Origin of the sequence: Silanimonas sp. (assembly GCF_044377035.1) — a bacterium.
Classification (GTDB): domain Bacteria; phylum Pseudomonadota; class Gammaproteobacteria; order Xanthomonadales; family Xanthomonadaceae; genus Silanimonas.
The window spans coordinates 41,148-55,278 of record NZ_JBILJW010000019.1 but is presented as its reverse complement, the minus strand read 5'-3'; the positions used below and the strand labels follow the sequence as shown (position 1 = coordinate 55,278).

The 14,131-nt window shown below is 70.7% G+C and carries 6 protein-coding genes; all 6 read right to left on the bottom strand.

Annotated features, from left to right (window positions below; translation table 11 throughout):
* Positions 1-10: 10 nt before the first annotated feature.
* Genes ACIQ6S_RS11235 through ACIQ6S_RS11210 form a run of 6 tightly spaced genes read right to left on the bottom strand, consistent with a single transcriptional unit; the run spans position 11 to position 14,127 of the window.
* Positions 11-397, bottom strand: coding sequence for a VanZ family protein (locus ACIQ6S_RS11235; RefSeq protein ID WP_397608447.1), 387 nt, complete (start codon positions 395-397; stop codon positions 11-13).
* The gene (locus ACIQ6S_RS11230; RefSeq protein WP_397608446.1) at positions 394-1,998 is read right to left on the bottom strand and encodes a hypothetical protein; all 1,605 of its coding nucleotides are present in this window, start codon (positions 1,996-1,998) and stop codon (positions 394-396) included. Before ACIQ6S_RS11230 ends, ACIQ6S_RS11235 begins: the two co-directional genes overlap by 4 nt.
* Positions 1,999-2,058: 60 nt before the next feature.
* Positions 2,059-2,931 (bottom strand): cupin-like domain-containing protein, encoded by an 873-nt coding sequence (locus ACIQ6S_RS11225; RefSeq protein ID WP_397608445.1) that lies wholly within the window; start codon positions 2,929-2,931, stop codon positions 2,059-2,061.
* The gene (locus ACIQ6S_RS11220) at positions 2,928-3,731 is read right to left on the bottom strand and encodes a hypothetical protein (protein WP_397608444.1); all 804 of its coding nucleotides are present in this window, start codon (positions 3,729-3,731) and stop codon (positions 2,928-2,930) included. The genes ACIQ6S_RS11225 and ACIQ6S_RS11220 overlap by 4 nt, the downstream gene beginning before the upstream one ends.
* Positions 3,728-4,471 (bottom strand): serine aminopeptidase domain-containing protein, encoded by a 744-nt coding sequence (locus ACIQ6S_RS11215; protein ID WP_397608443.1) that lies wholly within the window; start codon positions 4,469-4,471, stop codon positions 3,728-3,730. Before ACIQ6S_RS11215 ends, ACIQ6S_RS11220 begins: the two co-directional genes overlap by 4 nt.
* Before the next feature lie 11 nt (positions 4,472-4,482).
* The gene (locus tag ACIQ6S_RS11210) at positions 4,483-14,127 is read right to left on the bottom strand and encodes an amino acid adenylation domain-containing protein (protein ID WP_397608442.1); all 9,645 of its coding nucleotides are present in this window, start codon (positions 14,125-14,127) and stop codon (positions 4,483-4,485) included.
* Positions 14,128-14,131 lie beyond the last annotated feature (4 nt).

Here is a 14,131-nt window from a genome sequence, read left to right as displayed (position 1 = left end):
CACCCGGTGTTCAGTCGCGGCCGATGCGGGAGGCCAGGAGGCCGGGCCAGAGACGGTGCACGCCCAGCCCAAGCGCGATGCCGAGGACGTTGCGGAGCATGTCGCCGAGGTCGGCGTAGCGACCGGGGACGAGCATCTGCAGGCCTTCCGTGGCCGCGGCCATCAGCAGGCCGCACGAGGCGACAACGGCGAGGCGCCGCCCACGCGCCCATTCGCGTGCCAGCAGGTCTTCCGCCCAGAGCAGGGCCAGCAGTGCGAAGCCCGGCACGTGCGCCAGGTTGAACATCACCTGCAGGCCGGGGTCCTGCCGCATCGGTATCAGCAGCACCGCGAAGCCGACGACCGAGACGACGATGGCGAGACGATCGAGGCGTCGCCGCCCGGGGCTGGGCTTCACGGGGCTGCGTCGCGGCGCGCGTCCCGCGTCGGCGCCAGGTACTTCGCGTCGAGCAGCTCGAGCCGCCCGGCTTGCGCGTAGGTGTGGCAGCCGCGCAATGCCGGCGCCCAATCGGGGTTGAGGGTGGCCAGCGGCCTTTCCTCGTACACCTCGGTATCGAGCCGTCGCACCTCGTTGAAGACGATGCGGTGGCCGTATTCGGCGGCGCAGTCCTGGCTCGGGCGGACCAGCCGCCCCTCATGCATGAACAGCGGCCCGGCGGGGCGGGCACTGCGCACGTCGGAGACGACGGGGTTCTGGCGATGCGGCGTCCACGGGCCCACCGGTGTGTCGGCATGGAACAGGAAGAGCTCGTTGAACTCGCGTCCGCCGTCGTCGAAGGGCGTTTCCGCCACGCAGGCGAACAGCCACCATCGGCCGTCCTGCTGCCAAAGGGTTCCATCGACGGCGCGCCAGCCCTCGAGCAGGGTGGCGACGGGGTACCAGGCTTCGGGGAAGCGTTGGGCGCGGAATGCCTGCATGCGCCGCGATTGCGCGCACTCAACGAGCAGGTGCGGCTCCCCCGCATGCGGGAAGAGGAACGGATACGACAGGTGGTGGGGGCCGGCCATCACCACGCGGTGCGGGCTGTGATGGCCATGGGCATCGACGGTGACGGCATGGATCTCACCGATGGCGCGTTCGTAGTCGTAGGCCTCGAAGAACACGTGGTCGACGCCGTCGTGGTGCACCGGGAACGGGTCCGCCCAGAACCAGCCGCGCGGCGGCGTCCATCGCGTGAAGTCCTCGGCGCGCGGGGCCGCCGGGTCGAGGGCCGTGCCCGAGCGACGGGCGGCCAGTGTCCAGCGTTCGCGGCGCCCGAGCCTTGGGACGTGACGCCACAGGCTGCGGCCGAGGAGCCGGGCGCAAAGGCCCAGCGTGGCAAAGGTTCCCGGCGCGCGCGCCAGTTCGACGGGTGCGGCCGCGGAAGGCTGGCCCTGCTGCAGTCGTCGCAGCGCACGCAGCAGTTTCGCCGGCGCCTTCTGCAACTGGTAGGCGGTGTTGCGGGCGAAGCTGAGCTGCGCGATCGAGACGACTGCCGGGTCCAGCAGCAGCCCGTGCCCGGTGCGGTCGTCGTGCACCGGAAAGCCGGAGGGCGCCTCGGTGTTGCCACGAAGGAACGCCGGCAGCAGGTGCATCAGCCCCCACGAGGGCTTGCAGGCCTCCGCGGGGATCGACCATGCGGCGCGGCGCGCCAGCGGCCACAGGTCGATGCGCGCTGGGGAATGGCCGATCGACAGGACGACGTCCGGCGTGAAGCCAGCCACTGCGGCGCACAGGGCATCGGCCGTGCCGGGGGCGGGTGCCTCGGCCAGTCGGGGCGCCAGCGCACGCGGAGCCATGATGGGTCGGAGCTCGCCGAGCAGTCGGCGGTCCAGCGCGTGGTAAGCGCGCCAGGCGACGCTGCCGTGGCGACGTGCGGGCGCATCGGCGTCGCGCAGCACCTGCACGTCGAGGAAGTCAGCCTTCAGGAGCCCTGCGAGAGTCTCGTCGAGCCACGCCGGCAAGCGGGTGCAGGCCAGCACGACGCTCACGCGCAGCCGCGGGAGCCCGGGCTGCATCGCGTGGAGCGGGGAAGAGGGGGCGGCGGGTCCTGCCGTCAACGCCATGCGTCCATATCCTCAGTGGTGTCCTGCGCCGGGTTGAAGCCGCAGCAGGGCGCCGGTGGTCTTCAGGTAGGCGCGGATCATCGGGGTCTTCCAACGGCTCGCACCCAGCCGGTCGCGCATCGTGCACAGCTCGTCGACGAACGAATCCCAATTCGAGGCACCGACGAAGTTCGAGCTTACCGAGATGCAGGGCGAAACCGTACGCGTGGTGTGCCACCAGCCGCAGGGCAGGAAGATCGACTCGCCGGTGCCGATGGTGATGCTGGCTGTCGCCGCTTTCTCGAATAGCGGGAAGGCCTCGCGATCGACGTGGTAGGGGTTGGGGATGCGCGAGACGAGGTAGTAGTCGTCCTTGGGGTAGAGGAACGGCGTCTGGTCCGGCGGGAACAGCGTGAACTCCTTCTCGCCGTGAACGTTCGAGATGAAGGCGTGCATCATCCATTCGTCGTAGTGCAGCGGAATGGTGGTGCCGGCGCCGCTGATGAACAGCTGGTTGAGATGGCGTGCCACGCGCGGCCAGCCCTTCGGCATCAGGCGGCTGCTGAGCCAGTCGTCGGCGGTGAAGCGGCAGCGCGGGGTGATGTCCGCGGCGAGTTCCGGCCAGTCGGTCTGGATGTTGACGTTGCGCAGGTAGGGGACCGGCGCGGCTTCCGTCGAGGTGGCGAGGCCATCGATGTAGTCGGCCAGCTTCACCGGCGCGTTGTTCTTCGTGCCGCGACACCGCACCACGCGCTCGCCCCAGGTCTCGTGGAACCACGCCGGCGTCCAGCGGCCCAGCGCGGGCCAGTCGTGGATGGCATCGGTGAGCACCACCGGCTTGCGCGGCGCGACGTAGTTTTCGATGAAGTCGCGGGTGCTGAGGCCCCCCACGCGTTCGATGTTCATGCGGGGGCTCCGAATCGGTCGCCAAGCCATCCAGCGATGCGCTCGACGAGCCGTTCGCGGTCGTCGGGCTGGAAGAACAGGTGGTCGCACTGGCGCCAGTACTCGAAGTGGACCCGGGGGCTGCGCGCGGCCGGGCCGTAGCCCTCGAAGAACTGCTTCGGATGGGTGAAATAGTTGGCGGCGCCGCCGGTGTACAACACGAACAGCTCGGCGCCGCGGCCGACAAGGCCCTCGAGCTGGGCGGCTTCCGCGCCGGGCGCGGGCCAATCGCGCAGCTGGTCGTCGGTGGCGCGTGGTGGCGCGGCGCGGCGCGCGAGTCGGCGCTTCACGATGTCGATCCAGCCGCTCGGGCCGCGCTGCAGCAGCAACTGGAACTGGCCGAGACGGAAACCCGGTGCGTCCGATCGCGCCATGGGGTCGAGCAGCAGCAGGCCGGCGACACGGGGTTCCTTCTGCGCCAGCACCCAGGCGAAATCGGCCGCGCTGCAGACACCGCCGACGACGAAGCGCTCGCAGCCGGTCTCGCGTTGCAAAGTGTCGAGGATCTCGATCAGCACCTCGACATGCGGGCGCCGCGCGCTGGCGATGTGATCGGCGATCCCGGGTTGGTCGATGCGCAGCGTCGGAAAGCCGAGCGCTGCGAAACGACGCGCGGCATGAACATGCAGGCGGAACGGCCCCGCGCGGCGCATGGCGCCGGCGTTCAGCAGGACCACCGCGGTGCCACCGCTGCGGGCGGGTTCGGCGAGCACGCCGATGTCGGCCTCGGTGCCGGCTGGGCGGAACGGACGCTCGATCATGCCGCCCGCTCCGGATGGGCCGACATTCGCGCCGCGATCGCTTCAGCCAACGCCGCGATGGCGGCGAGCGGCAGGGCGCCCTGGAGGTCGATCTGCCCCACCCAGCCCGGTAGGCTCTCGGGCAGCGCGACGTCGGCGGGACCGCATCGCTCGGCACGGTCGATGCGCCATGCGGGTTCCGTGGCGCGTTGGAAGATGCCGAGTTCGAGCGCGAACTCTGGATGCAGGCGATGACCCATCAGCGTGGCGGGATCGGGCGCGCGATGACGCCCGAGGAAGGGGAAACGGTTGCGGTTGTTGGATTCGTGCGTATCGCGCTCGCGCAGTTCGACCAGATGCTGGTCGCCGCGATCCACGCCCTGCCATGCACACCACGGCAAGCCGTGTCGCACCGACAACCGTTCGGCCAGGAGGGCGCCGGCCCGCACGCCGATCAGGGCGACGGGCGCGGGGCCGCGTTCGCGCAACGCAGCGAGCATCGCTTCCGCATCGTCCAGCGCGCGGCTCGGCAGGAAGTCGGCATCGTCGCCCGAAGACTCCCCGGTGCCGCGGTAGTCGAAGCGGAGCGCGCTGATGCCGCGCACCGCCAAGGCATCGGCCACCAGCGCAAACAACCGGTAGCTGCGCTGCCATTCATGGAAGAACGGTGGCAGCACCAGCACGGCGGCGCGAGGGGCGGGTGCCTCGCACAGCATGCCCTGGACCCAGCCGCGGCCCACGGAGCGTTGCACCCGCCGCATGCCCACCGCCGTCATGCGCCGGGTTGGCCGACGAGCTTGCGCAGCCAGCCGCCGAGCTTGCCTTGCGCCGAGGCCGGGGCGGGAGCGGGCGCGACAGCGGCCTCCTCGTCGAGCATCGCGGCGAGGGCGCCGAGGCTGCTGTCGCCGACGCGAAGCAGCGGCAGGCGTTTGCCGCAGGCCAGCTCCACGCGGCTCACCATGCTCAACGCGAGCAGCGAGTGGCCGCCACGCTCGAAGAAGTTGTCGTCCACGCCGACGTCGCTCGTGCCGAGCAGTTCGTTCCAGATGCCCTGCAGGAGTGCCACGTTGGCATTCGTCGTGCCAGCGAAGGTGCGCAGCGTCGTGAGGTAGTCCTCGGCCCAGGCGGTGATGCGCTCGCGGAAGAACAGATCGGCGTCGTAGGTGAAGATGGTCTCGAGGCCCACCCGGGTCTCGACGCACCACAGGCTCAGCTCGTGGCTGGCACCGGTCACAGGCACGCCGAAGCGCGAATGTTCGAGCGGACCCCAGTGGCTGGGGCGCTCACGCACGTCCTGGAAGGAGAACATCGCCTGGAACAGCGCGGGGCGGCTCGAGTCGCGCGGCAGATGGAGTTCGCGGACCAAGGCCTCGATGGGCACATCGGGATGGCCGAGCGCCTCGGTGGCGATGGCCCGCACCTGGCCGATCCAGTCCTCGAACGACGTGGCATCGCCGCGGAAGCGCAGGGGCAGGGCGTTCACGAAGAAGCCCATCACCGGCAGCAGCTCGGCTTGCTCGCGCCCGCGCACCGGCGTGCCGACCACGATGTCGTTCTGGCCGCCGAGCCGTTGCAGCAAGGCGGTGTAGGCGGCGAGCAGCAGCACGAACAGCGTGGTGCCGCGCTCGCGCGCCTTGGCATGCAGGCGCTCGACCACATCGGCCGGCAGGACGAGGCGCAACGAACCACCGCGGCCGCTCATCTGCGCCGGGCGGGGCAGGTCGGTGGGCAGGGCGAGCGCGGCCGGTGCCGGCAACAGGGTGCGCTTCCAGAAGTTGACCTGCGGCTGCAGCGCACCCGAGGCAAGCACCGACTTCTGCCATTCCGCGTAGTCACTGTAGTCGAGCGCCAGCGGCACGGGCGGCGCGGCTTCGGCGGTCAGTTCGGCGGCGTAGAGCGCAGCCATGTCACGGTAGAGCAGGTCGAACGACCAACCGTCCCAGACGAGGTGGTGCACGACGAAGGCGAACACATGTTCCTCGGGGCCCACGCGGAACAGCGCGGCACGGAAAGGTGGGCCGGCCGCGAGATCGATGGCGTCGGCCTGCATGTCGGCCACGGCCTGGTGGATCGCGGCATCCACGCCGTCCCTCGGCCGGTCCGACCAGTCGATGAGCGGGCAATCCATGTCGATGCGGTCCAGCACAACCTGCTCTGCGCCATCGGGCGATGGGCGGAACACGGTGCGCAGCACCGACTGACGTGCGACAAGGGCAGCGAGGGCGCGCTGGAAGGCGGCGACATCGAACGGCCCCTTCAACCGGTGCGCCGAGGGCAGCAGGTTGATGCTGCCGTCGTCGCTGCTGCGCTCGAGGAACCAGGCGCGCAGCTGCTGCACGGACAGGGCGGCGGCGCCTTGGCCAAGGCGGCGGGTCAGTGGCGGGATCGCCGTGGTTGCGGCGTCGTTGCTGCCGACGGCGGACAGCGACAGCTGCGCGGCGAGCTGGCGGGGCGTCGGTGCTTCGAAGATCGCGCGCAGCGAGGGGCGGGACCCGGTCAGGCGCTGCAATTCCCCGGCGAGCTCCGCGGCGAGCAGCGAGTGCCCGCCCTGCTCGAAGAAGTGCTCGTCGGCCGCCAGCGGTGCACGCTGCAGAAGTCGTCCCATCGTCTCGCCGATGCCGGCCTCGAGCGCGTCGAGGGAGGGCGTCGCCGGCGTGGCTGCCACTGCTGGCGCGGTGGTGGGCGCTTCGGCGGTGGCGATCGCGTCCGGCCGCAGGGCCTTGCGGTCGATCTTGCCGTTCGGCAGCAGGGGCAACGCGTCGAGCACGCGCAGCACCTGCGGCAGCATGTAGTCGGGCAGGCGTTGGCCGAGGGCCCGGCGCATCGGTGTCAGCGCGGGGACGCTCGCGCCGGCCGCAGCGGCGACATAGGCGACGAGACGATCGTCCATCGGGCCGAAGCTTTCGACGGTCATCGCCGCGCGGGCCACGCCCGGCAGCTGCTCGATGGCGGCTTCGATTTCCCCGAGCTCGATGCGGTAGCCGCGCAGCTTGACCTGGTGGTCGAGCCGGCCCATGTGGCGGATCGTGCCGTCCGCATTCCATGCGCCGAGGTCGCCGGTGCGATAGAGCCGCGTACCGGGCGTCGCGTCGAAGGGATCGGCGATGAAGCGGTCCGCCGTGAGCTCCGGCCGGGCGTGGTAACCCTGCGCCACGCCGGCACCGCCGATGCAGATTTCGCCCGGTTCGCCCACGCCGCACTCGCGGCCCTGGTCGTCGAGCAGGCGCACGACGGTGGCATCGATGGGGCGGCCCACCGTGATGTGGTCGGGGTCGGTGATGCGCGCCAGCGTCGACCACACCGTGGTCTCGGTCGGCCCGTACATGTTCCACAGTTCGGCCACGCCGGCGTCGAGCATCCGCTTCGCGAGGGCGGGGCTCAGCGCCTCGCCGCCGCATAGGGCGCGGAAGCCCGGCGGCGCGGCGAAGCCCGCTTCCAGCAGCAGGTGCCAGGTGCTGGGCGTCGCCTGCATCACCTGCACGCCGTGTTGGGCGATGAGCTGTTTCAGGGCTTGGCCGTCGATCGCGTCGGTGCGCTGCGCGAGCACGACCTCCGCGCCGACGGTCAACGGCAACAGCAACTCGAGCACGGCGATGTCGAAGCTGAGCGTGGTCACCGCCAGCAGGCACTCGCCGGCCTTGAGGCCTGGGGTGTGCGCCATGCTGCGCAGGAAGTTCACCACGCCGCGCTGCAGCACCACCACGCCCTTGGGCTTGCCGGTCGAGCCCGAGGTGTAGATGACGTAGGCCGGGGCATCCGCGGGCAGCGTGACGGCGGGCGCCGTGGCCGAGGCGGCGTCGATCGCGGCGGCATCGGCATCGAGAAGCAGCGTCCGAAGGCCGTTGATTTCGAGGCGCGCTGAGTTCTCCGAATCGCTTAGCAGCAGGGCGAGGCCGGCATCCTCCGCCATGTCGCGCAAGCGTTGCAGCGGGAAGGCCGGGTCGAGCGGCACGTAGGCCGCGCCGACTTTCAGCACGCCGAGCAGGGAAGCGACGAGGTCGATGCCGCGCGGCAGGCAAAGGCCCACCCAGTCACCGGTGCGCACGCCGCGGGCGGCGAGGGTGTGGGCGATGCGATTCGCGCGGGCGTCGAGCTCAGCGAAGGTGATGCGCCCTTCCGCACTGGAGATGGCGATGGCCGAAGGCGTGCGGCTTGCCTGTTCGGCGAAGCCGCGTTCGATCCGCTCCGGGGCACTGGCTCCGGCCAGCGCGTCGATCTCGGCTTCAAGGCCGCCGAGGATTTCTGCGATGCGCATCGGGCTGAAGAACTCCGTGCTGTGGTGCAGGTCGAGGGCGAGTGCCTCGTCCTCTTCGTAGAAGTTGAACATCAGCTCGCCCAGCAGGCCGGGCTTGCGGCCCTCCTGCATGCGGGCGACCAACGGCTGGAAGCCGTCGAGGACGACCTTGGGGTTGAGGTTGAAGTACACACCGGTGAGCGGCGGGCGTTCGCCGCGGCTGGGCAGGCCCAACAGGCGCGCGGCCAGGCCTTGCGTCATCAGTGGGTGTTCGAGCGCATCCATGAGTGCGCCGCGCACCGGCGCCAGGTTGGCCAGCGTGTCGTCGAGTCGCGACAGGCGGAGGCGCAGCGGCAGGTCGAGCACGCCGTCCGACATCAGGGCCTGATGGCGGCCCAGTCCCTGACTCGCGTAGGGGATGCTCAACACGAAGTCATCGCTGCCGGCGCGGCGGCCAAGCAGGGTGGCAACCACCCCGAGAAGCAGCTGGAACAGCGTGACGCGACGCGCCTTCGCCAGCGAACGCAGGGCCGCGAAGCGGGGGCCGTCGATGCGCAGGTAGGCGGTGTCGGCGGCGAATTGGCGCGCGCCCGAGGGCTGGCGGTCGCCGAGTTCCAGCGGCGCCGGCGCCGAAGCCAGCTGGGCCTTCCAGAACTCGGCCGATTCGCCACCTTCGGCGGAGGCCATCCGCGCCTGCTCGGCGACGGCGAATTCGCCTGGCCGGCCCGCCGGAGGCAGGTTGGCAGCGACGCCCGTGCGCTTGGCCGCGTAGAGCAACGCCAGCTCCTCGAGGAACACGCTGATGGCCCAGCCGTCGACGGCGAGATGGCTGTACACGAGGTTCAGCGCATGGCGCGCCGGACCGAGGCGCAGCAGGGTCATGGCGATCATCGGACCGTCGCCGAGGGCGAAGGCGTGCTGCCCGGCCTCGCGTGCGAAGGCGGCGAGGGCGGCTTCCGGATCCGGCTGCGTCGACAGGTCGCGCACGGCGAGCGTCGGTTCGCTGCCGGGCACCTCGCGCTGCTTCGGCGCATCGGCCTCGAAGCGCAGGCGGAACACCGGATGGCGCGCAACGAGCGCCTCGATGGCGGCCTTGAAGGCGTCAACGTCGAGCACACCGTCGAGCCGCAGGCAAAGCGTTTCGTTGAGCGCCTTCAGCGCCTGACGATCGAAGCTCGCCGCCAGCCAACGCTCGGCCTGGCCGGGCGAGAGCGGTGCGATGTCGGTCGTCGGTGCGATGGAAGCCGGCAGCGTCGCGACGCCGGCTTCGGCTGCCGCGCCACCGCTCCGTGGGCTCAGGAAGCCCAGGGCCATCAGTTCGTCGACGGCACCGAGGAAGACCTCGACGATCCGGTCGATCTCCGCCGCGCCCATCGGTTCGGTAACGAAATGGCCGAACTGCTCGTAGAGGTGCAGGCCGTGCAGGCGGGCGAGGTAGTAGAACAGGCTGACGTAGCGCTGGTCCTCGTCCCACTGCAGGCGCCACAGCGAAGCACAGTGCACCGCTTTCACCGGCGCGCCGCGGGCGGCGAAACCAGCGTTCAGGCGCTCGACCAAGCCCTGCGTGCGGCCGTTGAGTTCGTCGTAGAGCGCGGGGCCGCGGTCCTTGAGGTACTGCAGCGTCGCCTTGGCCGCGGCAAGCGCGAGCGGATGGCGCACGTAGGTGCCGGCGAAGTAGGTGACGCCGGCCTCGGGGTGACTGTCGTCGCCGTACTGCCATCCGCCGCCGTCCAACGCGTCCATCCAGTGTGCGGAACCCGCGATGGCCGCCATCGGCAGGCCGCCGCCGATGATCTTGCCGTAGGCGCATAGGTCGGCACGCACGCCATAGAATTCCTGGGCGCCGCCGGGCGCGAGACGGAAACCGGTGACCACTTCATCGAGGATCAGCGCGCAGCCGCCCGCGTCGCAGATCCGCCGGAGTTCATGGACGAACTCGCGCGGACGCAGCGTCGGGTACTTGTTTTGCACCGGCTCGATCATGATCGCGGCCAGTTCGTGCGCACGCTCGCGCAGGATGCGCAGCGACTCCTCGCTGCCGTAGTCGAGCACGAGGATGTTTTCGACCGCTTCGGCAAGGATCCCCGGCGCGGCGGCGAGCGAACGCAGCTGCTTCGTGCCGCGGACCAGCACCTCGTCGAAGATGCCGTGGTAGCTGTTGGAGAAGATCGCGATCGTCTTGCGGCCGGTCACTGTGCGCGCGACGCGCATCGCCCCCATGACCGCTTCCGAGCCCGTGTTGCACAGGCCGATGCGCTCATGGCCCGAGAACTCGCGAAGGATGGCGGAGACGTCGGCCGCGAGCGGGTGCTGTGGACCGACTTCGATGCCACGGTCCAGCTGTTCGTGCATGGCCTGGGTGACGGCCTTGGGCTTGTAGCCGAGCAGGTTCGCGCCGAAGCACGAGAGCAGGTCGATGAAGGCATTGCCCTCGATGTCCCAGATACGCGCACCTTCGGAGCGATCCGCGACGATCGGGAAAACGAGGTCCTTCCACAGCGGGTTGAAGCCGGTGACGACGCGCGGGTCGGCCATCTGCGCGCGGTTCGCCTGCGAGAACGCCCGCGACTTGCCGTAGCGGGCGAGGTAGCGTGCCGTGAAGTCGGACAACCACGTGCGCTGCGCTGGCGTCATGTCCAGTTGCGGCGCCAGGGTGATGCGTGCCGAGGCTCCGAACGGTTTGGCGATCAGGTCTGGTGCGGCTTCTGTCGGCGAAGGTGAAACCGAGGCCGTCGCGGCCCGGGGCCTTGGCGGCGTCGGAGTCGCGGCGAAGGGAGGCGGTGCCGCCGTTGCGGCGCCCAGACCGGACATCACCGCCAGCTGCTGCTGCATGAGCACGAGCTGCTGCTGGATGAGCGCATTCACCGCATCGTTGCCCATCGCCGCCGGCACTGGAGTGATGCCCGTCGTGGCCGGCAATGCCGCTGCGACGGTGGCGGCCGGTGCGAAGCGACCGGCAGGCAGGGTCGCATCGAGGTGGCGCGCCAGCTTCTCCACCGTGTCGAGGTCTTCCATCAAGCGTCGGAAGCGCAGCCTCTGGCCGAAGACGCGATCGATCTCCAGGCTGGCCTGCGTCGCCGACAGCGAGTCGAGCCCGAGGTCGATCAGTGGCGCGTCGGCCGGGATGTCGGCAGCGTTCTGGCCGCAAACTTCGGCCAAGAGGCGGGTGAGTTCGGCCCGAAGGGCGGGAAGTCGATCAGCCACGGCGGGCTCCAACGTGGAAGGCACCATGGACGGTGCGGCGGGCGATGCGGACGAACGCGGAAACCAGAACCGCGTGTCGGCGAAGGGATAGCCGGGAAGCGTGACGCGCGCGCGGCCATGGGGTTGTGGCCAAGCCACTGGTGCGCCCAACGACCACAGTTGGCCGAGGCCGTGCACGGCGGTGCCGGCATCCGCAGGCTTGCTGGCTGGAGGTTGCATGGCGACGACGCGCGGCGCGCTGTTCGCTGCGTCGCGGTGTTGGCGTAGCAGGGCGGTCAGCGCCTGGCCAGGCCCCACCTCGACGAAGAGGGTGTCGGGTCGGGCCAGTTCGGCCCGGACGGCGTCACTGAATCGCACCGGTTCGCGGACCTGGCGTGACCAGTAGGTCGGTCCGAGCGACTCGGCCTCGTGCGGCGCACCGGTGACGCAGGAGTAGAACGGGATGCCCGGGGCGTGGTGGACCACCGCGGCGGCCGCGGCGTCGATCGCCGCCAGCGCGCCCGCCATCGAGGCGCTGTGGAAGCCGTGCGAGACACGCAGCGCGGTCGTTTCGATGCCTCTGGACTGCAGCTGCGCCGCCAGAGCGTCGACGGCTGCCGTGGGGCCGGACACAACCGTGAGTTCGGGGGCATTCAAGCCGGCGATCTCGACCCCGTGAGGCAGGGCGCCACGCACGACCTCAGCGCTGGCACGCACCGCGAGCATCGCGCCACGGGGCTGCTGCCACATCGCGGCGGCGCGGGCGCAGACGAGTGCTGCGGCGGCGTCGAGGTCGAACACGCCGGCGATGTGCGCGGCCGCCAGTTCGCCGATGCTGTGGCCGATCAGGGCCTGCGGCTCGAGGCCGAAATGCTGCAACCAGCGGGCGAGCGCGACGGAAACGCAGAACAGCGCGGGTTGGGCGTAGCGGGTTTCGTCCAGCGTCGCCGCGTGGGCTGGGCCCGGTTCCGCGAGCAGCAGGGCACGCAGGTCGAGATCGAGGTGGGGCGCCACGGCCGCGCAGGCGGCGTCGAAGGCGCGGGCGAACTCCGGCAGCGCGGCGTGCAGTTCGCGCGCCATGCCCGGTGATTGCGCGCCTTGCCCGGGAAACAGGAAGACCAGCCGCGGCGCGTCCAGCGCGGTTTCACCGCGGGCGATGCGGCGAAGCTTGGCGACGGCGTCGGCGAGGCTGCGGGCAGCCACGGCGGCGCGGCAGGGCAACAGGCTGCGGCCGCGGATCAGCGTGTAGGCCACGGCGGCGAGGTCGGGGGCGTCATCAGCGTCGAGGCGCTTCGCCAGCGCCAGCGCGCGGGCGGCAACCGCCGCCTCGCTGCGCGCCGAGAGCGGCAGCACCTGCCAGCCAGCGTCGTCGTTGCTCCCCGCCGTCTTCCGTGCGGTCGTCGCCGGGGCTTCGCCCAGCACCACGTGGGCATTGGTGCCGCCGACGCCGAACGAGCTCACCGCCGCATGCCGCGGCGCCGCGCCACGCGGCCAGGCCACGTTGTCCGTGCAGACCCGGAACGGCGTGCGCGCGAAGTCGATCTGAGGGTTCGATTTGCGGAAGTGCAGAGACCGTGGAATGACCCCGTGATGCAGCACCAGCGCCGCCTTGATCAGGCCGAACAGGCCGGCGGCCGCCCAAGTGTGGCCCACGTTGCCCTTCACCGAGCCGAGCCAGCAGTAGCCGGTGTCCGCGGTGTCGCGGCGATAGGCATTGACCAGGCCGCTCACTTCGATCGGGTCGCCCAGCGTCGTGGCGGTGCCGTGCGCTTCCACGTAGCCGATGTCGCGCGCCGACACGCCGGCGGCATCGAGCGCCATGCGGATTGCGTCGCTCTGGCCGCTCACGCTCGGCGCGGTGAAGCTCGCCTTCCCGCCGCCATCGTTGTTGATGCCGATGCCTTGGATCACGGCATACACGGTGTCGCCGTCAGCGAGTGCGTCGCCCAGGCGCTTGATCAGCACCGCCGCGCCGCCGTTCGAGAACACGGTGCCAGTGGCCTCGGCGTCGAAGGGGCGGCAGCGCCCATCGGCCGACTCCATGCCGCCCTCCACGTGCAGGTAGCCGCCGGCCTGCGGCAACAGCACGGTCGAGGCCGCAGCGAGGCCGACATCGCAATGGCCGGCCGCCAGCGCCTCGCAGGCCTGGGCGACGACCACAAGCCCGGTGGAGCAGGCCGTCAGCACCGTCATCGCCGGGCCTTTGAGGTCGAGACGATGCGCAATGCGCGTCGCGACGAAGTCCTTTTCGGCGCCGAGCATCGTCGTGAACTCGCCGCTCTGCGCGACCAGCTGCGGCGCGTGCTGGCGCAGCAGCGGCGTGTACTGGTTGTTCGCGGTGCCGGCGTAGACGCCCACCCGGGACGCACGTTCCGGCGCAATGCCGGCGTGCTCGAAGGCCTGCCACGACAGTTCCAGCAGCATGCGCTGCTGCGGGTCGACGAGGGTGGCCTCGCGGGCGGAGACGCCGAAGAAGCCGGCATCGAAGCGGTCGAGATCCTCGACGACTCCGCGCGCGGCGACGAAGTTGGGATGCGAGCGCAAGGATGCCGGCACGTCGGGATCGAGCTCGTCCGGACGGAATCGGCGGATGCCTTCCTGCCCGGCGAGCAATTGGTTCCAGAAAGCCTCGAGATCCGGGGCGCCCGGCCCGCGAAGGGCCATGCCGACGATGGCGAAACCACCGGCCGCGCGGTCGCGCCCCTGCGTTCCGGCGACCTGCGCTCCGGGGCTCGCAGCCCTCGATGCGGTCGCGCCATCGCCGCTGCCGCGAAGCGCGCGCTCGGTCAGCCCGGCGATCGTCGGGCGGTCGTAGACGTCGGCCACGCCCAGCGTGTCGACGCCGGCTTCGCGCATGGCGGCGATGAACTTCGGCACGAGCAGCGAATGTGCGCCGGCATCGAACAGGTTGGTACGCGCCTCGGGGGTGGTTTCGCCCAGCAGGCCCGCCCACGTCCGTGCGATCAGGTCCTGAAGCGCGCTTGGGCTCCGGGCGTGCATGGGA

What these genes read in the sequence shown, in the direction of transcription:
- ACIQ6S_RS11230 (WP_397608446.1), bottom strand. Translation starts at nt 1,998, where the DNA reads ATGCAGCCCGGGCTCCCGCGGCTGCGCGTGAGCGTCGTGCTGGCCTGC.
- ACIQ6S_RS11225 (WP_397608445.1), bottom strand. Translation starts at nt 2,931, where the DNA reads ATGAACATCGAACGCGTGGGGGGCCTCAGCACCCGCGACTTCATCGAA.
- ACIQ6S_RS11220 (WP_397608444.1), bottom strand. Translation starts at nt 3,731, where the DNA reads ATGATCGAGCGTCCGTTCCGCCCAGCCGGCACCGAGGCCGACATCGGC.
- ACIQ6S_RS11215 (WP_397608443.1), bottom strand. Translation starts at nt 4,471, where the DNA reads ATGCGGCGGGTGCAACGCTCCGTGGGCCGCGGCTGGGTCCAGGGCATG.
- ACIQ6S_RS11210 (WP_397608442.1), bottom strand. Translation starts at nt 14,127, where the DNA reads ATGCACGCCCGGAGCCCAAGCGCGCTTCAGGACCTGATCGCACGGACG.